Annotated in this window: 17 protein-coding genes and 1 pseudogene; 14 read left to right on the top strand and 4 right to left on the bottom strand. The window is 70.9% G+C overall.

What is annotated here, in order from left to right; translation table 11 throughout:
- Window positions 1-103: 103 nt before the first annotated feature.
- Window positions 104-2,431 (bottom strand): bifunctional SulP family inorganic anion transporter/carbonic anhydrase, encoded by a 2,328-nt coding sequence (locus ACFVYR_RS25530; protein WP_384258391.1) that lies wholly within the window; start codon window positions 2,429-2,431, stop codon window positions 104-106.
- Window positions 2,432-2,727: 296 nt separating this feature from the next.
- On the opposite strand from ACFVYR_RS25530, the gene ACFVYR_RS25525 reads away from it, so the two are divergent.
- Complete coding sequence (locus ACFVYR_RS25525) at window positions 2,728-4,005, top strand: hypothetical protein (protein ID WP_384258389.1); 1,278 nt, start codon at window positions 2,728-2,730, stop codon at window positions 4,003-4,005.
- An 18-nt stretch (window positions 4,006-4,023) separates the two neighbouring features.
- Here ACFVYR_RS25525 and ACFVYR_RS25520 read toward each other — a convergent pair whose 3' ends face one another.
- Window positions 4,024-5,004 (bottom strand): ATP-binding protein, encoded by a 981-nt coding sequence (locus tag ACFVYR_RS25520; RefSeq protein WP_384258387.1) that lies wholly within the window; start codon window positions 5,002-5,004, stop codon window positions 4,024-4,026.
- Window positions 5,005-5,105: 101 nt separating this feature from the next.
- Here ACFVYR_RS25520 and ACFVYR_RS25515 point away from each other — a divergent pair, with 101 nt between their 5' ends.
- Entirely contained in the window at window positions 5,106-5,960 is an 855-nt protein-coding gene (locus tag ACFVYR_RS25515; protein WP_384258385.1) for an oxidoreductase, read from the top strand.
- Between the two features lie 412 nt (window positions 5,961-6,372).
- On the opposite strand, the gene ACFVYR_RS25510 is transcribed toward ACFVYR_RS25515, so the two are convergent.
- Entirely contained in the window at window positions 6,373-7,197 is an 825-nt protein-coding gene (locus tag ACFVYR_RS25510; RefSeq protein ID WP_384258383.1) for an HAD family hydrolase, read from the bottom strand.
- Window positions 7,198-7,730: 533 nt separating this feature from the next.
- Between ACFVYR_RS25510 and ssd the strand changes: the two genes are divergently transcribed.
- The 7 genes and pseudogenes from ssd to ACFVYR_RS25475 all read left to right on the top strand — a co-directional run.
- Entirely contained in the window at window positions 7,731-8,852 is a 1,122-nt protein-coding gene (gene ssd / locus ACFVYR_RS25505) for a septum site-determining protein Ssd (protein WP_384258381.1), read from the top strand.
- Window positions 8,849-10,024: a TadA family conjugal transfer-associated ATPase gene (locus ACFVYR_RS25500; protein ID WP_384258379.1), complete on the top strand. Its 1,176-nt coding sequence runs from the start codon at window positions 8,849-8,851 to the stop codon at window positions 10,022-10,024. Before ssd ends, ACFVYR_RS25500 begins: the two co-directional genes overlap by 4 nt.
- A gap of 8 nt (window positions 10,025-10,032) precedes the next feature.
- Window positions 10,033-10,863, top strand: a complete 831-nt coding sequence (locus tag ACFVYR_RS25495) for a type II secretion system F family protein (protein WP_384258413.1) — start codon at window positions 10,033-10,035, stop codon at window positions 10,861-10,863.
- Window positions 10,863-11,663 (top strand): type II secretion system F family protein, encoded by an 801-nt coding sequence (locus ACFVYR_RS25490; protein WP_389612711.1) that lies wholly within the window; start codon window positions 10,863-10,865, stop codon window positions 11,661-11,663. Before ACFVYR_RS25495 ends, ACFVYR_RS25490 begins: the two co-directional genes overlap by 1 nt.
- A 260-nt stretch (window positions 11,664-11,923) precedes the next feature.
- The gene (locus ACFVYR_RS25485) at window positions 11,924-12,061 is read left to right on the top strand and encodes a DUF4244 domain-containing protein (RefSeq protein WP_384258375.1); all 138 of its coding nucleotides are present in this window, start codon (window positions 11,924-11,926) and stop codon (window positions 12,059-12,061) included.
- A complete protein-coding gene (locus tag ACFVYR_RS25480) occupies window positions 12,048-12,455 on the top strand; it encodes a TadE family type IV pilus minor pilin (protein ID WP_384258372.1) in 408 nt (135 codons plus the stop codon). The genes ACFVYR_RS25485 and ACFVYR_RS25480 overlap by 14 nt, the downstream gene beginning before the upstream one ends.
- A pseudogene (locus tag ACFVYR_RS25475) lies at window positions 12,452-12,736 on the top strand (Rv3654c family TadE-like protein); the annotation flags it as partial. The gene ACFVYR_RS25480 and the pseudogene ACFVYR_RS25475, both read left to right, overlap by 4 nt.
- A gap of 171 nt (window positions 12,737-12,907) precedes the next feature.
- Here ACFVYR_RS25475 and ACFVYR_RS25470 read toward each other — a convergent pair.
- Window positions 12,908-15,358 (bottom strand): DEAD/DEAH box helicase, encoded by a 2,451-nt coding sequence (locus tag ACFVYR_RS25470; RefSeq protein WP_384258370.1) that lies wholly within the window; start codon window positions 15,356-15,358, stop codon window positions 12,908-12,910.
- Window positions 15,359-15,438: 80 nt separating this feature from the next.
- Here ACFVYR_RS25470 and bldG point away from each other — a divergent pair, with 80 nt between their 5' ends.
- From bldG to ACFVYR_RS25445, 5 genes are all read left to right on the top strand, one after another.
- A complete protein-coding gene (gene bldG / locus ACFVYR_RS25465) occupies window positions 15,439-15,780 on the top strand; it encodes an anti-sigma factor antagonist BldG (RefSeq protein ID WP_003975386.1) in 342 nt (113 codons plus the stop codon).
- A 180-nt stretch (window positions 15,781-15,960) separates the two neighbouring features.
- A complete protein-coding gene (locus ACFVYR_RS25460; protein ID WP_384258368.1) occupies window positions 15,961-16,395 on the top strand; it encodes an ATP-binding protein in 435 nt (144 codons plus the stop codon).
- Between the two features lie 640 nt (window positions 16,396-17,035).
- Window positions 17,036-19,438, top strand: coding sequence for a sodium-translocating pyrophosphatase (locus ACFVYR_RS25455; protein WP_384258365.1), 2,403 nt, complete (start codon window positions 17,036-17,038; stop codon window positions 19,436-19,438).
- A 252-nt stretch (window positions 19,439-19,690) separates the two neighbouring features.
- Entirely contained in the window at window positions 19,691-20,281 is a 591-nt protein-coding gene (locus ACFVYR_RS25450) for a small secreted protein (protein WP_384258363.1), read from the top strand.
- 149 nt (window positions 20,282-20,430) lie between these two features.
- Window positions 20,431-21,963, top strand: a complete 1,533-nt coding sequence (locus ACFVYR_RS25445; RefSeq protein WP_384258361.1) for a methyltransferase — start codon at window positions 20,431-20,433, stop codon at window positions 21,961-21,963.
- The last annotated feature ends 16 nt before the right edge of the window (window positions 21,964-21,979 follow it).

The raw sequence follows: 21,979 nt of genomic DNA, 5'->3' as shown, positions 1-21,979 counted from the left end.
CCTTCTCCGGGTCGCTTCAAGGGGACGCTGCCGCACGCTCCCCAGGCACGACGCGGGACGTACCGCGACCAGGAGCACCCAGCCCCGGAAGGGAAGGACGCCGCTACGCCTTGACCCGCGCGGTCGGCGCCACCTGATCGAACACCTCGTCGGCCACCCGCTCGGACCCCGCGCCTTCCGTCAGCAGGTAGGCCTGTGCCTCTCCGACGTGGAAGTACATGCCGTGCAGCTCGAGATCACCTTCCGCGAGGCGGCGCGCCACCGCTTCGTGCGCCTTGAGGTGCTCCAGTTGCTGCACCACATTGGTGAGGCAGAGCTGCTCGACCGAGTCGGCGGGCGCGCGCCCGCCGAGACGCGCCCACGCCTTGCCCTGCGTGCTCATGCGCTCCAGGCTCGGCAGCCCGTGCCGGAGCCACCGCTTCAGCGGTGTCTGCGCACCACCGGGCGGGGTATTGAGCAGCGCCTGCATGGCCCCGCACCCGGAGTGGCCGCACACGGTGATGGACCGCACCTTGAGCACGTCGACCGCGTACTCGATCGCGGCGCCCACCGAGTCGTCCCCGCTCTCGGCGCCCGGCAGCGGCACCAGATTGCCCACATTGCGTACGACGAAGAGGTCACCGGGACCGCTCGAAGTGATCATCGAGGTGACGACCCGGGAGTCCGCGCAGGTCAGAAAGAGCTGCGCGGGCTGCTGGCCCTCACGCGCGAGCCTGGCGAGCTCCCCGCGCACATGCGGCGCCGTGTTCCGCTGGAACGCGCTGATCCCACTCTCCAGTTGATGCCCACTGGGCCGCCCGGGCCGCGCCGTCTCCTGCGGCCGGTCGCAGTGGTGGTTGCGCCACGGGGTCCAGGGCCTGCAGCAGGAGTGCGTTGCGCCGGCGGGCTCGGCGATACGGGCCCCGGAGCGGCCGGTGATCTCGACGCTGCCGCCGTGCGCGGCATGCGCGTCCTGCCAGCACTGCAGTGATTCGTACGCGGCATGGTCCATGAAGGAGCCGTCCAGCTCCACGATCACCTGTGCGTCATGCGGGACGAGGTGCAGCGCCCGGCTGAGCCGCGGCACCGCGAGGAAGGTCAACTGGCCGCGTACGCGCACGTGGTGGACGCCGTCCGTCTCGCAGTGGGTGATCCGGGTGCGGGCGAGCCGGTGCAGCGAGACGGCCACGGCCACGGCGACGCCGAGCGCCACGCCTTCGAGGACGCCGAAGAGGATGACGCCGAGGGTGGTGGCGGCGTAGACGGGGATCTCGCGGTGGCGGGTGATGGTGCGGATGTGGTTGAGGCTGACCATCTTGATGCCGACGGCCATGACGAGGGAGGCGAGGGCCGCGAGCGGGATCAGCTCCAGGACGGGGACCAGGAGCAGCGCGGCCACTACTACCCAAACGCCGTGCAGCATCGTGGAGTTCCTGCTGACGGCGCCTGCGCGCACATTGGCCATGCTGCGCACGGCGACACCGGCGACGGGCAGCCCGCCGAGCGTGCCGGAGACGATGTTGGCCGCGCCCTGGCCGAGCAGTTCGCGGTCGAGGTCGGAGCGGCGCACGCCGGGGTGCAGGTCGTGCTGGCTCGCGACGACCTTGTCGACGGCGATGGCGCCGAGCAGCGACTGCACGCTGCACACCAGGGTGGTGGTGAGCACGGCGGCGATGATGCCGAGCACGGGCCCTTCCGGCAGCCCGGCCAGCGCGTGACTGCGCCAGGACGGCAGGTCGACCCTGTCGACCTCGAGTCGGCCGGCCGAGGCGACGGCCGTCGCGGCGGCGACGGAGATGAGGGCCGCGGGCAGGACTTTGGCCAGACGTCCCGCGCGCCCGGGGATCCGTGGCCAGAGGAGCAGGATCGCCAGGGTGAGCACGCTGATCGTCAGGGCGGCCGGATGAAGGTCGGCCAACTGGGCGGGCAACGCGCGGGCGTTGTCGAGGACGGAGCTCTGCGGGGTGCCGCCGAGCACGATGTGGAGCTGGGCCACCGCGATCGTGACGCCGATGCCGGCCAGCATGCCGTGGACGACGGCGGGGCTGACGGCGAGCGCGGTGCGGGCCACGCGCAGGCAGCCGAGGCCGAGTTGGGCGAATCCGGCGAGGACCGTGATGGCGCAGGTGGTCCGCCAGCCGTACTGCTGGATGAGGTCGGCGGTGACGACGGTCAGACCGGCGGCGGGGCCGCTGACCTGGAGCGGCGATCCGCCGAGCAGTCCGACGAGGATGCCGCCGACGGCAGCGGCCACGAGGCCTGCCTGGAGCGGTGCCCCGGTCGCGAGGGCGATGCCGAGGGACAACGGCAGGGCGATCAGGAAGACGGCGACCGACGCGGAGAGGTCGGCGCCCGCGATGCGGAACCGCTTGCCGGGCGGCGGGGCGTGGGGCTTGTTGGCGCGGGGTGTGTGGGTCGAGTCGGTGGCGCGAGTGGGGACGCAAGCAGACATGTTTCCCGTCTCCTCCGGGGCGGCGCGGTCGCGGGACAAGGGGTCCTCCGGAGGTCTCCGAAGGGCGGGTCGCGGCCGTGGGTCACGGCGTGCAGCGGCGGGATCTCTCAACTCTCGGTAAATGGATCGTAATGCAGAGTAAAGGCTCTGAATAGCTTTTCGGGGCATTTAGCCTACTTGGCCACCCAAAAGAGTGAATAAGAATTTTAATCGGCTTGTCGTATTAGAACAATTAAGACCCCGTGCGAAGTTCGGACTGTTCTGTCCCGACTTGCACGGAAGAAGGTGGGCGGAAGATGGCCGCCACCCGAAGAACCACCGCGAGCCTCACCGCCCTCGTGGCGTGCGTGGCGGCACTGGCCGGCTGCGCCGACAGCGGCACCGGAGCCAAGAAAGGCGCCCACGGCGCGAAGAAGCCGGCCGGAGCCCCGGCCCCCAAGAACGCCGTCCGCCTGATCGGCGACGGCTCCACGTCCTTCACCGGGAAGCAACCGCACCTGCCCCGGCCCGTCCGCCTGAAACCGGGCCAGAAACCACCGCAGTTCGTGGTCTTCTCCTGGGACGGGGCCGGCGAGGACAGCCAGAAGCTCTTCTCCCACTTCCGCAAGGTCGCCGAGCGGAACAACGCGAAGATGACGTACTTCCTCAGTGGCGTCTACATGCTCCCGGAGGGCAAGCGGAAGCTCTACAAACCACCCCAGCACCTGACGGGCAGCTCGGACATCGGCTTCAACGACCGCAAGGGGATCAGGGACACCGTGGAGCAGCTCCGCGGCGCCTGGCTCGAGGGCAATGAAGTCGGCACACACTTCAACGGCCACTTCTGCGGCGCGGGCCGCGGCGTCGGGGAGTGGTCCGTCGAGGACTGGAAGAGCGAGATCAGGCAGGCCAAGTCCTTCGTCAAGGGCTGGAAGACGAACGCCGGCCTCAAGAAGGCGCAGCCGCTGCCGTTCGACTACGACAAGGAGCTGATCGGCGCGCGCACCCCCTGCCTCGAAGGTCAGAAGAACTTCATGCGGGCCGCCCGGGAGCTGGGCTTCCGCTACGACACCAGTGGCGTGAACGACCAGGTCTGGCCCAAGAAGAAGGAGGGGCTGTGGGACCTGTCGATGCAGCTCGTCCCGGTCCCCGGGCGCAAGTTCGAGACGCTGACCATGGACTACAACTTCATGGTCAACCAGTCCGGTTCGACATCGCAGGGCGACCCCTCCCAGCACGAGTACTGGGGCGACCAGATGCGTGACGGTCTGCTTGAGGGCTTCGACCGCGCCTACAAGGGCAACAGGGCGCCGCTGATCATCGGCAACCACTTCGAGTCCTGGAACGGCGGCACGTACATGCGAGCCGTCGAGGAGACCGTCGAGCGGGTGTGCAACAAGCGCGAGGTGCGCTGCGTCTCCTTCCGCCAACTCGCGGACTGGCTCGACGCCCAGGACCCGAAGACGCTGGCGAAACTGTCCGGGCTCCCGGTCGGCAAGGTGCCGAAGGAGGGCTGGGCGAGGTTCCTCTCCGCCCAGCCCGCACCGGCCCCGAAGGGTGTCCCCGGCGCTCCGGCGGTCAAGCACCACCAGTAGTGCTTCGCGGCGGCTCGTTCAGGCCGTGGCGGTCATGCGCTCGCGCAGCACGAAGTCGGGGTCGACCTGGGCAGCCAGGTCGACCCCCGTGCGTTCGTTGCCCCAGCTCTGTGCGTTCTTCAGGTGGAAGTGGACCATCTGGCGGGTGTACCGCTCCCAGTCCCGTCGCTCGTACGAGGCGTCGACGGCGTCCTGGAGTGCCCGCAGGGAGCGGCGGTTGTCCTCCTCCAGGAGTTCGAAGCGCGGAGGGTGCCCCTTCTCCATGGCGCGCACCCAGTCCGAGTGCCCGACCGTCACGAGCAGATCCTCGCCGACCTGCTCGCGCAGGAAGTCGATGTCGTCCTGGCCCTGCACCTTGTTGCCGACGACTGCCAGGCTGACGCCGAAGTCCCGTGCGTACTCCTTGTACTGGCGGTAGACGGAGACTCCCTTCTTCGTCGGCTCGGCCACCAGGAACGTCATGTCGAAGCGGGTGAACATGCCGGAGGCGAAGGAGTCCGAACCCGCGGTCATGTCCACGACCGCGTACTCGTCGCGGCCGTCGACGAGGTGGTTCAGGCAGAGCTCCACCGCTCCCGTCTTGGAGTGGTAGCAGGCGACACCGAGGTCGGCTTCGGTGAACGGCCCGGTGACCATCAAACGCACAGTGGCGTCGTCCAGTTCCACGGGCCGCGCGCAGGCGTCGTACACGGGGTTGTCCTCGCGCACCCGCAGCAGCCGGGAGCCGTCACCGGGCGGTGTCGTCTTGATCATCGTGTCGGCGGAGGCGATCCGCGCGTTGGAGCCCCTCAGGTACTCCTTGATCAGGGGCAGGCGGGCACCCAGGGCGGGCAGCTCGGCGGCCTCCGCCTCGTCGAGACCCAGGGCGGGGCCCAAGTGCTGGTTGATGTCGGCGTCCACCGCGATGACGGGCGCGCCGGTGGCGGCGAGATGGCGGATGAAGAGCGAGGACAGCGTGGTCTTCCCGCTGCCGCCCTTCCCCACGAAAGCGATTTTCATAACCACGAAGAGTAGCCGCATGTGTACGCCGGGTGCTGGATCCGCGTGAAGAAGACCACTCCTTCGTGGAGTGGGGCCCTGGAGTACGTAGGGTCGTACTCATGAGTACGACAGCTGATCCCTCCCCGAGCCCCCAGCCCGGCCCGAGCGGCGAAGACCCCCTTGCGGCCCTCGGGAACCTCCCCGGTGTGGCCGATTCCGTGGGCTCCGTGCGCAAGGCCGTGGACCGGGTCTACGGGCACCGGATCATGCGCCGCCGCAGCAACGCGATCACCTCCGAGGCGGCACTGCGCGGAGCTCGCGGCTCCGCGGCGCTCTCCGGTGCCGACTGGGCGCTCGAAGAGGTGCGTCGGCGCAGTGACTTCAGCGGCGGCGGTGAGGCCGGCACGGTCGGCGCGGCTCTGCGGCTGACCGCCGAGGCCGGTCAACTCCTGTCCATCTGGCGCCAGTCGCCGCTGCGGGTCCTGGCGCGTCTGCATCTGGTCGCCGCGGCCGACTCCACCGAGAAGGCGGGCCGGCCGCGACTGGCGGGCGAGCCCGTCGACGAACCGCTGGTCGAGCTGCCCCTGCCGGACGCGGACGAGGTGGCGGGCCGCCTGGAGGGACTCTCTCGGCTGATCATCGCGGGCAGCGCGGCGCCGGCCCTGGTGACGGCGGCCGTGGTCCACGGTGAGCTGCTCAGCCTGCGTCCCTTCGGCTCGCACAACGGCCTGGTCGCGCGGGCCGCCGAACGCATCGTCCTGGTGGGCAGCGGCCTCGATCCGAAGTCGGTCTGCCCGGCGGAGGCGGGGTACGCGGAGCTGGGCCGGGCGGCGTACGTGGCGGCCCTCGACAGCTATGCGTCAGGCCGCCCTGAAGGTATGGCGGCCTGGATCTCCCACTGCGGCAAGGCGGTGGAGCTGGGCGTCAGGGAGTCGACGGCGGTCTGCGAGGCACTGCAGCGCGGGGCGGCGTAGGGCGTCGGCGACGGCGCGTGGCAGGAGACCCTGCGCGGGGAACCGAGGGGGCCGTGAAAAGGGTTGCGGCGGTACGGAATCCGTACCGCCGCTGGCATGTCCACCGGGTTACCAAGCGTCCTCGAAGTGTTGCCCATCAGGTCGGGACGTTGCCCGTCACCTGGTGCGGCTGGCCCGTAATCGACGGGTCGACGTCGCGTGGGTGCTCGGCGTTCATGCTTCGGTCCGTGGGGCCTTACTGCGTTTAAAGGTGATCCTCTCGGATGTCCTTGGTCTCGCGGGCCGTTGACTCCTTTGTACTCCAGTCCTGGGGTAAGCGGAAGTCCTGGCCGCACTTCTTTACTTTTAGGTTCAAACAGGTGTGAATCGGGCGCCGCTTCGGCGTGCGGTTTCGGCCGGACGGCGGCGTCGTTCAGCCGCTGGCCGCGCGGCGCCGGCCTGCGAACCAGACGAGGCCTGCCGTGGCCGCCGCCGCCCCGACCGCGGCTGCCGCTACGACGGCCGGGCGGGGCGGTGCGGGAAGGCGCTGTTTCAGGCGGACCGGGCGGTGGAAGTCGAGGATGGGCCACCCGCGCGCGAGGGCCTCGCGGCGCAGGGCGCGGTCGGGATTGACCGCGAAGGGATGGCCGACCGACTGCAGCATCGGCAGATCGGTCGCCGAGTCGCTGTAGGCGTAGCAGCGGTCCAGGTCGTACCCCTCCGACCGCGCGAGCTCCTTGATCGCCACCGCCTTGGTGGGCCCGTACGCGTAGTACTCCACCTCGCCCGTGAAGCATCCGTCGTCCCCGACCACCATGCGGGTCGCCACCACCCGGTCCGCGCCGAGGAGTTCACCGACCGGCTCGACGACTTCGGCGCCCGAAGTGGAGACGATGACGACGTCGCGGCCCGCGGTGTGGTGTTCCTCGATGAGGGACGCGGCCTCGTCGTAGATGATCGGGTCGATCAGGTCGTGCAGGGTCTCGGCGACGATTTCCTTGACCTGCTCGACGTTCCACCCCCGGCACAGTGCGGACAGGTACTCGCGCATCCGCTCCATCTGGTCGTGGTCGGCGCCGCCCGCGAGGAAGACGAACTGCGCGTACGCGGTGCGCAACACCGCTCGGCGGTTGATCAGGCCACCTTGGTAGAACGACTTGCTGAAGGTGAGTGTGCTCGACTTCGCAATGACCGTCTTGTCCAGGTCAAAGAACGCGGCGGTCCGAGGCAAGGAGTGGTTTTCCACGATGCCGAGCATAGGCGCCCACCATTCGGCGTAAGCTGAGGCGCGTGGGTTTGCCTGAGAAGGCTCTCGGGTACACCATGGAAGTCACGGATCGTTCGCGACCGTGCTAACCCGGTCTGGCTCCTCCCCCCCCGAGTCGGACCGTGGGGACGACCCCCGCTCTCCCCCCCGGCGGGGGTCGTCGCATGTCCGGATGGGTTTTTGAACCCTCCGCTGATCCTCTTCCAGCTCTTGAGCGGTCCTCATCGCTCTCTCGACCTGCCCTCCAGCTGCGCGGCTTCCGTCACTCTCTGTAGTTGTAGCGCTGCTCTGTGGAAGTCGCCACGAAGGCGGACTGATGTCACTGGTATGGGTGACGGGGATATTCACAGGCACCGCGTTCTCCACAGTTATTGACCAAGATCCACACCATTTTCGGCAGCGCCGCACGCTGATTCCGCTCGTTCCGCTCGCGAAGTTCATGGCCGGATTGCTTTGTCCGGCTCTTCGCCGATGCGTGACGCGGCATTCACAAGTGTCTTGCGGTGTGAAGGGGGATGAAGATCATGGGTGGAGTCATTTCGCGTGACGGGACCACGACGGCCGACGGACGGCAGGGCGGGCCGCTGATCGTCACGGAGGACGTGGAACTGCTGGACGACCTGCTGCGGCTGTGCGCGGCGGCCGGGGCGCTGCCCGAGGTGCACCACGGCGGGCCGTCGCACAGGCAGGGCTGGGACGCGGCCCCGCTCGTCCTGGTCGGGGACGACGCGGCCGACCGGGTGCGCGGAGCGGCGCGACGGAGCGGAGTCGTGCTGGTCGGGCGGGACCAGGACGACCCCGGCGTCTGGCGGCGGGCCGTGGAGATCGGCGCCGACCATGTGCTGCTCCTGCCCGACGGGGAGCAGTGGCTCGTGGACCGCATCGCCGACGTGGTCGAGGGCGTGGGCCGGCCCGCGCTCACCATCGGCGTCATCGGCGGCCGCGGCGGCGCCGGGGCCTCCACGCTGGCCTGCGCCCTGGCCGTCACGGCGGCACGGTCCGGGCGGCGCACGATGCTCGTCGACGGGGACCCGTTGGGCGGCGGCCTCGACGTACTCCTGGGCGGCGAGGGCGCCGACGGACTGCGATGGCCGGCGTTCGCCGCCTCGCGGGGCAGGGTCGGCGGCAGCGCGCTGGAGGAATCACTGCCCGAGCTGCATGCGCTGCGGGTCCTCAGCTGGGACCGGGGAGAGGCGGTCACTGTCGCCCCGGAGGCCGTGCGTGCGGTCGTCTCGGCGGCCCGCAGGCGCGGGGGCGTGGTGATCGTCGACCTGCCCCGCCGGGTGGACGAGGCGGTCGCCGAGGCGCTCGCACAGGTCGACCTCGGCCTCCTGGTGGTGCCCGCCGAACTGCGCGCGGTGGCCGGGGCGCGGCGGGTGGCCTCAGCGGCGGGCATGGTCCTGCGGGACCTGCGGGTGCTCGTCTCCCACGGCGCGGGGCCAGGGGAAGCCGGTGGTCTCGACCCCGAGGAGGTCGCGCGCCTGCTCGGCCTGCCGCTGGCGGGCGAAGTGCCCTGGGAGGCGAGCCTGGCCTCGGCGCAGGCGGCGGGGACGCCACCGGGAGGTCCGGCGCGGGGACCACTGGCGCGGTTCTGTACGTCCTTCTGGGACCGGCTGCCGGTCGACACCGCGGGAGTGGGCGTATGAGCGCGGTGGTCGGGACCCGGATGCTGGACGGCGTCAGGCAGTGGCTCGCGGAGAACGGCACGGAGCCGACGCCGGCCAGGGTCGCCGAAGCGCTGCGCGCCCAGGGCCGGGTGCTCGGCGACGCGGAGATCCTCGGGGCGGCCGACCAACTGCGCTCGGAGCTGGTCGGCGCGGGCCCCTTGGAGCCGCTGCTCGCGGACGCCTCGGTCACCGACGTCCTCGTCTGCGCGCCCGACCGGGTGTGGGTGGACCGGGGCGGAGGCCTTGAGCTGACGGGCGTGACGTTCCGGGACGCGGCCGCGGTGCGGCGTCTGGCACAGCGCCTCGCGGCCGTGGCGGGACGACGTCTCGACGACGCGAGGCCGTGGGTGGACGCCCGCCTCCCGGACGGCACCCGGCTGCACGCGGTGCTGCCACCGGTGGCCGTGGGCTCGACCTGCCTCTCCCTGCGGGTGGTGCGGCCCAGAGCCTTCACCCTCGCGGAACTGGTCGACGCGGGGACGGTGCCGCCCGGCGGCGACCGCTTCCTGCGGGCCTTGCTCGACGCCCGGCTGTCCTTCCTGATCAGCGGGGGCACCGGCAGTGGCAAGACGACCTTGCTGAGCGCGCTGCTCGGCCTTGTCGGCCCCAAGGAGCGCATCGTCCTCGCCGAGGACTCGGCGGAGCTGAGGCCCGGGCACCCCCACGTGGTCCGCCTGGAGTCCAGGCCCGCGAACCAGGAAGGGGCAGGCCTCGTCGGTCTGGACGACCTCGTGCGGCAGGCGCTGCGGATGCGACCCGACCGGCTGGTCGTCGGTGAGGTGCGGGGCGCCGAGGTGGTCCATCTGCTGGCCGCGCTGAACACCGGACACGAGGGAGGTTGCGGCACGGTCCACGCCAACGCCGCGGCGGACGTACCGGCCCGGCTGGAGGCCCTGGGGACTGCCGCGGGACTCGACCGGGCAGCCCTGCACAGCCAGTTGGCGGCGGCCCTGTCCGTGGTGATCCATCTCGTACGGGACAGGGCGGGCCGCCGCCGCATCGCCGAGGTGCATGTCCTGGAGCGGACCGAATCCGGCTTGGTGGTGACCGTGCCGGCGCTGCGGTGGGGGGACTCCGCCTTCACGCGGGAGCGGGGATGGAAACGACTGAACTCCCTGCTCGCTGAAGGAGCCTGGAGCGACGCCCTGTGAACGCCTCGATGTGGGCGGCGGCACTGTGCGCGGGGAGCGCGGCCTGGCTCCTTGGCCGACGGAACCAGGAGGCCCGGCGGCTGCGATCGCTGTTCGGCCCCGCCGCGCCGCAGACGACCCGGACTCCGCCCTGGCGCCGGATGCAGGCAATGGCCCTGACGCGCCCCGAATGGTGGTGCCTGGCGGCCGGAGCGGCGGTCGCACTCCTGGCGGAGTCCGTGGTGCCGCTGGTTGTCGGTGCGGCCGGGGTGCCGTTGGCGGCGCGTGTGCGACGGGCCCGGGACGCACGCATGGACCGGGAGCGGCGCGGCGACGCGGTGATCGGGCTGTGCGGAGCGCTCGCAGGCGAGGTGCGGGCAGGACGGCAGCCCGGAGAGGCGCTGCGGCGGGCACTCGGCGAAGCCGACGCGGGCGTCGGTGGGACCCGGAGCGCGGTGCTGGCGGCGGCGCGGTTCGGCGGGGACGTGCCGGGGGCGCTGCGAGAAGCCGCCCGGGAGCCCGGCGCCGAAGGACTGCTCGGACTCGCGGCCTGCTGGCGGGTGGCGGTGGACCGGGGAGCGGGGCTCGCCGCGGGTCTGGAACGCCTGGAGGGAGCACTTCGCGCGGAGCGCGACCAGCGAGCCGATTTGCGGGCCCAGTTGGCGGGGGCCCGGTCGACCGCCGTGATGCTCGCGGGGCTGCCCGTCCTGGGCCTGCTGATGGGCAGCGCGCTGGGGGCTCAGCCACTACGGGTGCTGTTTCACACGGGCCCGGGGCTGGCGTGTCTCACGGCGGGGGGAGTGCTGGAGGCCATCGGTACTTGGTGGGCGCTGCGGATCGTACGAGGGGCGGAGAAGTGATGGACGTTGTCCACAGGCTGGGGGTAGTCGTGTGGGATACCGCGGCCGTGCTCTGGCTGGTGCTGACGGCGCTGGCCGCGCGACGGGAGCGGACGGCGCGACGCCGCGCAGGACGAGCGCTGTACGTGGAACGGCCGCCCACACGCCGCCGCACACCGAGCCCGGCACCGGACCTGGTCCGTCGGACCAGGGCACGAGAGTGGTTGCTGATGGCAGGCACGGCGAGCGCTGCCTACGCCCTGGTCGGCGGGGTCCCGGGCCTCTTGACCGGAGCTGCGGTGGGCTACGGCACATGGCGCCGCAACCAACGGTCCCGTGCGTCCCCACTCGATCCGGACGACGAAAACGCGAAAGCGGAGGCAGCCCGTCAACTCCCGCTGGCCGCTGACCTTCTCGCGGCCTGCGTGGCTGCGGGGGCGAGTCCGGTAGCGGCGGCCCACGCGGTCGGTGAGTCGCTGCGGGGCCCGATCGGCACACGGCTGGCGTGCGGAGCGGCGGAGATGCGGCTGGGCGGAGAACCGTCCGACGCCTGGCGCCAGTTGGCCGCGATACCGGACGCCGCCCCTCTGGCCCGACTTCTGGAACGGTCCGGCGAAACCGGAGCACCGGCAGCCGCCCCGGTGGCCCGCCTGGCAGCGGATGCCAGGGCGCAGCGGAGCCGGACAGCGACGGCAGGCGCACGCAGGGCGGCGGTCCTGATGACGGCGCCGGTGGGCCTGTGCTTCTTGCCGGCGTTCGTCGCGGTCGGGGTGCTGCCGGTGGTGATCGGGATGGCGGAGGGCTTGTTGAGAGCGGGCTGAACGAGGACGGCACTGAAGCGAACGCCGAGGGGCCCCTGACTGACCCCCGGAACCGAGAGCCGAGAGCCGAGAGCCGAGAACCGAGAGCCGAGAACTGACAACCGAGAACTGACAACCGAGCACTGAGAACAACTGCCGGGCTTTACAGGGAGGTCGAAATGTGGGGGAAGACGATGCGGGAAATGGTGGCGCGAGGGCGAACGGCGCATCGGGGCCGGTGGCGGACCTGGTGGACCGGCTCGCCGGGCAGGGACGCAGGAATGGTCACGTCCGAGTACGCGATGGGCTTGATCGCGGCGGTGGGCTTCGCCGGCCTGCTCTACAAGGTGGTGACGAGCGGGCAGGTCAGGGCGGCGCTCCAGGCGGTCGTGGAGAAGGCGCTCGATGTCCCGTTCTGAGGCGGGACGGGGCCGATGGAGCGACCGGTACTGGCGCCCCCGCTCGGACCGTGGGTTCGTCACGGTGGAGGCGGCCGTGGTGCTGCCGACGCTGGTGCTGTTCACCATGGCGCTGATCTGGACGTTGCTGGTGGTCTCCGCGCAGATCCAGTGCGTGGACGCGGCCCGGGCCGGGGCTCGGGCCGCGGCCCGCCAGGATCCAAAGGGCACGGCCGTGGCGGCGGCACGGCAGGCGGCGCCGCGCGGGGCGAGCGTCTCCGTGCGGCGCGACGGCGACCTGGTCCGGGTCGAGGTGGCGGCGGACACGCCGGGCCCGGCGGTGCTGGGTCTGGGGCTGCGGCTGCGGTCCGAGGCGGTCGCGTTGGCGGAGGAGACGGTGGGAGTGGACGTATGAGGGCGGGGAAGTGGCGCGGAGCGGGCCGGGACCGCGGGGCCGCCACCGTGTGGGTGGTCGTGGTGATGGCCGTGCTGGGCGTGGTCTGTGGCGCGGTGCTCGCGATGGCGCAGGCCGTCACGGCCCGGCACCGGGCGGGCGGCGCGGCGGACCTGGCGGCGCTGGCCGCGGCGGACCGATGGGCGGCGGGTTCCGCGGACGCGTGTGAGGGAGCGGCACGGGTGGCTGAGGCTCAGGGGGCGCGGATCGTGCGGTGCGCCCTGCACGGCGAGATTTCCGAGGTCACGGCTTCCTCCTCGGCCGGCCCCTTCTCGGTCACGGCCAGATCCCGGGCGGGCCCGGGAGGCCCACTCCCCCCACCCACCCGTGCCACGCCGACGCGAGCCCTGAACCTCCCACAACAGGAGCCCAACCCCAACCGAAGCCGCACACGACCACCCACGGCGCCCGTCCTACGTCTCCGAATCCCTGAGCAACACCGAAAGAAGCCGAACCGCTCCCCGCTTGTGCAGCGGATCGTTGCCGTTGCCGCACTTGGGGGACTGGATGCACGAGGGGCAGCCCGCCTCGCACTCGCAGGAGGCGATCGCCTGCCGGGTGGCCGTCAGCCACTCCCGCGCCGTGTGGAAGGCCCGTTCGGCGAAGCCCGCCCCGCCGGGGTGGCCGTCGTACACGAAGACCGTGGGAAGGAGCGTGTCCGGATGCAGCGGCACGGAGACGCCGCCGATGTCCCACCGGTCGCACGTGGCGAACAACGGCAGCATCCCGATGGAGGCGTGCTCGGCGGCGTGCAGCGCACCGCCGAGGATCTCGGGATTGATGCGGGCGGCGTCCAGTTGGTCCTCGGTGACCGTCCACCACACGGCCCGCGTACGGAGCGTACGAGGAGGGAGATCGAGCTTGGTCTCGCCGAGCACTTCGCCCGTGATCAGTTTGCGACGCAGGAAGGAGACGACTTGGTTGGTGACTTCGACGGAGCCGTAGCAGAGGCGTCCCGCGCCCCAGGGCACCTCGGTGTCCGTCTCCAGGATGGAGATCGCCGTGGTGTCGCGCGCGGTGGTGGAGTAGGGCGGTACGGCCTCCTCCACCAGGGCCACCGAGTCCTCCAGGTCGAGGCGGCGCACGAGATACGTGAGCCCCTGATGGAGGTGGACGGCGCCTTCGTGGACGGTGGTGTGGGCGGCGGACGCGTCGACCGTGCCGAGCAGCCGGCCCGTGCCCTCCTCGACGATCTGGACGGGCCGCCCGCCCTCGCCGCGGATGTCGGTGAGGTCGGCGGCGCGTTCGCGGCGGGTCCAGTGCCAGGACCTGGTCCGGCGACGGAGCAGCTTGGCGGCCTCCAGCTGTGGGAGCAGTTCCTCGGTGGTGGGGCCGAAGAGGGACAAGTCGTCCTCTGTCAGCGGAAGTTCCGCGGCGGCGGCGCAGAGGTGGGGCGCGAGGACGTAGGGATTGTCGGGGTCGAGGACCGTGGACTCCACGGGCTGTCGGAACAGCGCCTCGGGGTGGTGGACGAGATAGGTGTCCAGCGGATCGTCGCGGGCGACGAGTACGGCCAGGGCGCCCTGCCCCGACCGTCCCGCACGCCCGGCCTGCTGCCAGAGGGAGGCCCGGGTCCCCGGGTACCCGGCGATGATGACGGCGTCCAACCCCGAGACGTCCACGCCGAGTTCGAGGGCGGTGGTGGCGGCGAGGCCGAGGAGCTCGCCGGAGTGCAGGGCGCGTTCCAGGGCGCGGCGTTCCTCGGGCAGGTAGCCGCCGCGGTAGGCGGCGACGCGGCGGGCGAGGGAACGGTCGATCTCGGAGAGGCGTTCCTGGGCGATGACCGAGATCAGTTCGGCGCCGCGCCGGGAGCGTACGAAGGCGACCGAGCGGACACCCTGGACGGTCAGGTCGGTGAGCAGGTCCGCGGTCTCGGCGGTGGCGGTGCGGCGGACGGGGGCGCCCTTCTCGCCGTGCAGCTCGGTAAGCGGGGGTTCCCAGAGGGCGAAGACGAGATCGCCGCGGGGTGAGGCGTCGTCGGCGACCTCCCGCACGGACACTCCGGTGAGGCGTTCCGCGGACGCGGCGGGGTCGGCGGAGGTGGCGGAGGCGAGGAGGAAGACGGGCTCGGAGCCGTAGCGGGCGCAGAGGCGGCGCAGGCGGCGCAGGACCTGGGCGACATGGGAGCCGAAGACGCCGCGATAGGTGTGGCACTCGTCGATGACGACGTAGCGCAGGGCACGCAGGAAGGAGGACCAGCGGGGGTGGGAGGGGAGGATCCCGCGGTGCAGCATGTCCGGGTTGGTCAGGACGTAGTTGGCGTACTGACGCACCCATTCGCGTTCTTCGAAGGGGGTGTCGCCGTCGTACACGGCGGGCCGTACCGCCTTGCCGAGCGGGGCCGCCAGCTCGCGGACGGCGCGGCGCTGGTCGGCGGCGAGGGCCTTGGTCGGCGCTAGGTACAGGGCGGTGGCGCCGCGGCCGTTGGCGGCTTCGGAGCCGTCGAGGAGGGCGGAGAGGACGGGGGTGAGGTAGGCCAGCGACTTGCCGGACGCGGTGCCGGTGGCGACGACCACGGATTCGCCGTCCAGAGCGTGCTCGGCGGCCAGTGCCTGGTGGGCCCAGGGGTGCTCGATGCCCGCGGCCCTGACGGCGGATATGACCTCGGGGCGGATGCGGTCGGGCCAGACTGCATACCGGGCCTCACGTGGGGGCAAGTGCTCCGTATGAGTGACGCGCGATGCACGGCTCGGCCCCGCGGTGAGCCGGTCCAGGACGGTCCGCGGGGACGTGCGTGCCGGGGCGCCCGCGGAGGGTCCTCCGGCCGGAGAAATTTTGGCCATCGGCATCGAGTGTGTCACTGGCGGGATGGACAATGGTCCCAAGGCGTCGTGCGCGCCTACCAGTAAGTGATTGAATGCCATCGCGGCTGGCGATCCGTCCTGGGGGCTCTGCCGAGGTGTCCCGAGGGATGACCGCTCGATAGCAAGGTGCTGGAGGATCCGTGGACCTGTCCCTGTCGACCCGTACCGTCGGCGATCGTACGGTCGTCGAGGTCGGTGGCGAAATCGATGTTTATACCGCGCCAAAGTTGCGCGAACAGTTGGTCGAGCTGGTGAACGACGGCAGTTTTCATCTGGTCGTCGACATGGAGGGCGTGGACTTCCTCGACTCCACCGGGCTCGGCGTGCTGGTCGGCGGCTTGAAGCGGGTGCGTGCCCATGAGGGCTCGCTGCGCCTGGTCTGCAACCAGGAGCGCATTCTCAAGATCTTCCGTATCACCGGCCTGACCAAGGTGTTCCCCATTCACACCTCGGTCGAGGAAGCGGTCGCGGCCACCGACTGAGTGGCGGCCACCGACCGAGTGGCCGCCGCCTGAGTGGCGGCCACCGACCGGGTGACCACCGAGTGTCGGCCGACCGGAAGCCGGACCTCCCGGGCCCCTGGGCCCGGGGCGGCAGTACAGCAGGGGACCGGGCCTGCGGCCCGGCCCTCTGACAGCACGTGCGTATGTCGAGGGGGATGCATGGCCACCGTTGAGCTCCGCTTCAGTGCGCTGCCCGAGCATGTCAGGACCGCCCGCCTGGTGGCGGCCGCGGTGGCGCGCAGGGCTGGGGTGGACGAGGCCGTTCTCGACGAGGTCAGGCTCGCGGTCGGCGAGGCCTGCACGCGCGCCGTCGGGCTGCACCAGAGCAGCGGTGTGACGGCGCCGGTGCGGGTGGCGCTGATCGAGGACGAGAAGCAGTTCTCCATCGAGGTCGGTGACGAGGCGCCTCGTGCGGCGCCAGGGGACCGGGCGCCCGGCGCGCGGCTCGGTGAGGGCGACGACGCGGAGGGCGAGGACGAGATGGGCCTCGCGGTCATCAGCGGGCTCGTGGACGACGTGGAGGTCACGGCCGGCGAGTCCGGCGGTGTCATCCGCATGACCTGGCCGACTACTCCGGCACCGCTTCTTCCCTGAGTCGTACGCCCCGTTCAGGCCTTTCCTGACCCGAGTCGGCCTGATCCAGACCCTCCTGTTCCAGCCCTCCTGTTCCGGCCCTGTGTTCCGACTCGTCGCGCCTCGGTCATTCATGTACCGGCCCGCCGCGCTGTGCCGTGTCGCCGTGTCCCGCCCCGGCCCGTCCAGCCCCGCCCTGCCCAAACCGGCCGACCGTGACCTGACCTCGGGACGCCCGGCAGACGCGGCAGACGCCCGCCAGAGGCCTCGAAGGCGCCCCACAGACGCCCCGCAGGCCCACACCGGCCCCGCGCTCGCCCTCCCCGGCCCAGCCTCGCCCGCCCTGCCCCAGGCCGCCCTCCGCCCCGGCTCTCCTGCCCAGCCCCGGCCGCGCCTTTCCAGCCCCCAGGGGCGTACTCACCCCTCTGCCGCCACCGCGATGAGCAGGCCCTTTCCCTCCCCGATCATTAATCTGCCTGGGCTGAAGATCGCTCGTCAACGGTTTTGAGGCATTACCGCTTTTGGGGCCAATCCTCGTGCGCGATCATTTGCTGAGAAGCAATCTCAGGTCAATTCCGTTTGTGGCGCTCTGTTTTGATCAGGTTCTGCTCCCTACAATCCGTCCACATCTTGAGCTCAGCCCAAGCGTCAAGGAGGACGAATGGCGGGGCTTTCTACCCCTCATCAGTTTGACCACCCCTCAACCTTCGCAGCCGCAGTACTGACAGATGACAATCGCCTCATCGTGATGGTCGTCGCGGCCGTCGCACTCGCGGCGCTCGTCGTCGCGGGCGTACTGGTACGCCAGGTGCTCGCGGCAGGCGAGGGCACCGACAGCATGAAGAAGATCGCGGCAGCGGTCCAGGAGGGCGCGAATGCCTATCTGGGGCGTCAGTTGCGCACTCTCGGCGTATTCGCCGTCGTGGTGTTCTTCCTGCTCATGCTGCTGCCCGCGGATGACTGGAATCAGCGCGCCGGACGATCGATCTTCTTCTTGATCGGTGCGGCGTTCTCGGCGACCACCGGCTATATCGGTATGTGGCTCGCCGTACGCAGCAATGTGCGCGTGGCAGCCGCCGCCCGAGAGGCCACTCCCGCGGAAGGTGAGCCGGAAAAGGATCTCACCGCCGTTTCGCACAAGGCCATGAAGATCGCTTTCCGCACGGGCGGCGTCGTCGGCATGTTCACGGTGGGGCTCGGTCTTCTGGGCGCCTCCTGTGTGGTGCTCGTCTACGCGGCCGACGCGCCGAAGGTGCTCGAAGGCTTCGGTCTGGGCGCCGCGCTGATCGCGATGTTCATGCGTGTCGGCGGCGGCATCTTCACCAAGGCCGCCGACGTCGGCGCCGACCTGGTCGGCAAGGTCGAGCAGGGCATTCCGGAGGACGATCCGCGTAATGCCGCGACCATCGCCGACAACGTGGGCGACAACGTCGGCGACTGTGCCGGTATGGCCGCCGACCTCTTCGAGTCGTACGCCGTGACGCTGGTCGCCGCGCTGATCCTCGGGAAGGTGGCGTTCGGTGACTCCGGGCTCGCCTTCCCGCTGATCGTCCCGGCCATCGGCGTCGTGACGGCGATGATCGGCATCTTCGCGGTGGCGCCCCGGCGCTCCGACCGCAGCGGCATGAGCGCCATCAACCGCGGATTCTTCATCTCCGCGTTCATCTCGCTGGCGCTCGTGGCCGCGGCGGTCTACGCGTACCTGCCGTCCTCGTACACGGACCTGGACGGCGTCACGGACACGGCGATCAAGGGGCACGACGGCGATCCGCGGGTCCTCGCGCTCGTCGCCGTCGCCATCGGCATCGTCATGGCCGCGCTGATCCAGCAGCTCACCGGCTACTTCACCGAGACCAACCGGCGTCCCGTCCAGGACATCGGGAAGACCTCGCTCACCGGCCCGGCCACCGTGGTCCTGGCCGGTATCTCGCTCGGTCTGGAATCGGCCGTCTACACCGCGCTGCTGATCGGGCTCGGTGTGTACGGGGCGTTCCTGCTCGGCGGTACGTCGATCATGCTCGCCCTCTTCGCGGTCGCGCTCGCCGGTACGGGGCTGCTGACCACGGTCGGTGTCATCGTCGCCATGGACACCTTCGGACCCGTCTCCGACAACGCGCAGGGCATCGCCGAGATGTCCGGCGACGTCGAGGGCGCGGGCGCGCAGGTGCTCACCGACCTGGACGCCGTCGGCAACACCACCAAGGCCATCACCAAGGGCATCGCCATCGCGACCGCGGTCCTCGCGGCGTCGGCGCTCTTCGGGTCGTACCGCGACGCCATCGCGGAAGCGGCCAAGGACGTCGGCGAGAAACTGGGCGACGGCGCGCCGATGAACCTCGTGATGGACATCTCACAGCCCAACAACCTGGTGGGGCTCATCCTCGGCGCCGCGGTCGTCTTCCTCTTCTCGGGGCTCGCGATCAACGCGGTGTCGCGGTCGGCGGGAGCCGTGGTCTACGAGGTGCGGCGGCAGTTCCGCGAGCACCCCGGGATCATGGACTACACCGAGGAACCGGAGTACGGGCGCGTCGTCGACATCTGCACCAAGGACGCGCTGCGCGAGCTGGCCACGCCGGGTCTGCTCGCCGTGCTCACCCCGATCGCGGTCGGGTTCTCGCTCGGCGTCGGCGCGCTCGGCTCGTTCCTCGCGGGCGCGATCGGCACGGGCACCCTCATGGCGGTCTTCCTCGCCAACTCCGGTGGCGCGTGGGACAACGCCAAGAAGCTCGTCGAGGACGGCCACCACGGTGGCAAGGGAAGCGAGGCGCATGCCGCGACCGTCATCGGTGACACCGTCGGTGACCCGTTCAAGGACACCGCGGGACCGGCGATCAACCCGCTGCTGAAGGTGATGAACCTGGTGGCGCTGCTCATCGCGCCTGCGGTCATCAAGTTCAGCTACGGGGACGACGCCAGCGTCGGGATGCGGGTGCTGATCGCGGGGCTCTCCATCGCGATCATCATCGGCGCGGTCTACGTCTCCAAGCGGCGTGGCATCGCCGTCGGGGACGACGGCAACGCCGAGCGGGTGACCAAACCGGCCGACCCGGCCGTGGTCTCGTAGCGGAGACTTCGTCACTCTTGACCGGGCTCGGCCCAACACGCGGGCGGACGGCGCTTTCTGAGGCGTCGTCCGCCCGTCGCCGTGCGCGGACCGGTGTGCGCGGGGTATGCGCCGGCCGGTGTGCGCGGCACCTCGTGAACCTTCTCTCGCATGCCGTCGCCGCTTGGTGCAAATGGCTGCAATAGCGGTTGTACCGGGCCCCCGACATGCGGTTGTCGCCCAGTTGGCGTGTAAGTTCCGGGGCCGAGAGCCATGGAAGGGACCAATCCGGTGAACAAGAAGCTTGCAGCCGCACTGTCCGGCGGTGCGGTACTGGTACTCGCTCTGTCAGGGTGCAGCAGCGACGACGACGGGAACAAGGAGCTCGACGACTGGGCCAAGAAGGTCTGCGACTCCGTGCAGCCCCAGTCCAAGAAGATCGCGGACGCCAACGCCGCGATCCAGAAGGAGACCTCCGACAACAGCTCGCCGTCCGACGTCCAGAAGACCGACTCCAAGGCGTTCCAGGACATGTCCGACGCCTACAAGTCGATGGGTGACGCCGTGAAGAAGGCCGGCGCGCCGCCGGCCGACGACGGGAAGAAGAAGGCGGACGACGCCGTCAAGGAGCTCAACTCCATCTCCAAGTCGTACGGGGACCTGAAGAAGCAGGTCGACGGCCTGGACACCAAGAACCAGGCGGACTTCGCAGACGGCCTCAAGGACGTCGCGGGCGAGCTGGACAAGCTGAGCAAGAGCGGCAACGAAGCGCTGGAGAAGCTGCAGGAGGGCGAGGTCGGCAAGGCGATGGGCAAGCAGGACAGCTGCAAGAGCGCCTCCGCCACCCCCTCCGCCAAGAGCTAGGCCGCCCCCTGGTCCGGCACCAGCCCGCTCCTTGGTCCGGCACCGGTCGGCCCCCTGGACCAACCCCAGTTGGCCGTACGTTCCCGACGCCCTCGGAACCCCTGGCGGGGCCGAGGGCGTCGGAGCATCCGGAGGGCCACAATGGGGGAGTGAGTAACGCGAGCCTTCCCCTGCCCTCGTCCGACCGCGCCGACGCAGCCGCCTCCCTGCGGGCGGCCCTGCTCGGCGCCGACTTCACCGCCGACGGGCTGCTCGAGCTGCTCGGGGCGCCCGCGTACACCGCGCTCGCCCGCAGCGAGACCGTCCCCGCGCTGCGGGCCACGCGCGGAGACGGGGCGCTCGCGGCGCTCGTACGCCTCTTCCTGCTGCAGGAATCGGTGCCCCACGCGCGCGTGGCGGACGTTCTGCCCGTCGACGTACTCCTGGAGAGCGGTTGGCTGGCCGAGGAGGAGAAGAGCGCCGAAGGGGACGGCGGGCTGCGGGCGACCGTGGACGTGCGGCCGTACGGCGGGCCGGGCGGTGAGGACTGGTTCATCGTCTCCGACCTCGGCTGCGCGGTCGGCGGCGCCGGTGGCATCGGCAAGCATGAGGAGGGCGTCGTCCTCGGGGTCGGCGGCGCGTCCACGACACTCGCGGGCATCACGGTGCGTACGCCCGTCGCGAGCGCGCTGGACCTCGGCACCGGATCCGGCATCCAGGCGCTGCACGCCGCGCAGCACGCCACCCGCGTGACCGCGACCGACCTCAACCCCCGCGCGCTGCGGTTCACCCGGCTCACCCTGGCGCTCTCCGGAGCCCCGGAGGCCGACCTGCGGGAGGGCTCGCTCTTCGAGCCGGTGGCCGACGAGACGTACGACCTGATCGTGTCGAACCCGCCGTTCGTGATCTCGCCGGGTGCCCGGCTCACCTACCGGGACGGCGGGATGGGCGGGGACGATCTGTGCCGGTCGCTCGTTCAGGAGGCGGGGGAGCACTTGAACGAAGGGGGGTACGCGCACTTCCTGGCGAACTGGCAGCACGTGGACGGCGAGGAGTGGCAGGACCGGCTGCGCTCCTGGGTGCCGCGCGGCTGCGACGCCTGGATCGTGCAGCGCGAGGTGCAGGACATCACGCAGTACGCCGAGCTGTGGCTGCGGGACGCCGGGGACCACCGCACGGACCCCGGGCAGTACGCGGCGCGGTATGACGCGTGGCTGGACGAGTTCGAGGCGCGGGGCACACGGGCCGTCGGGTTCGGCTGGATCGCGCTGCGCAAGACCGGGGCCGCCGAGCCGTCCATCACCGTGGAGGAGTGGCCGCACCCCGTCGAGCAGCCGCTCGGCGACACGGTCCGGGAGTTCTTCGAACGGCAGGACTACCTGCGTACGCACGACGACGCCGCGCTGCTCACCGGGCACTTCAAGCTCGCCGGCGAGGTCGTGCAGGAGCAGGTCGGGCTGCCCGGCGCCGAGGACCCGGAGCACGTCGTGCTGCGGCAGAACCGCGGGATGCGGCGGGCCACCAAGGTGGACACGGTGGGCGCCGGGTTCGCCGGCGTCTGCGACGGCTCGCTGAGCGCCGGAAGGATCCTGGACGCCATCGCGCAACTGGTCGGCGAGGATCCGGTGTTGCTGCGCGACCGGACGCCCGCGCAGATCAGGCTCCTCGTGGAGCAGGGCTTCCTGCTGCCGGTCGGGGTGTAGGGCCCAGGGCCCTGGC

Source organism: Streptomyces sp. NPDC058284, assembly GCF_042881135.1.
GTDB lineage: Bacteria > Actinomycetota > Actinomycetes > Streptomycetales > Streptomycetaceae > Streptomyces.
This window is presented reverse-complemented; position numbering and strand designations above follow the sequence as displayed.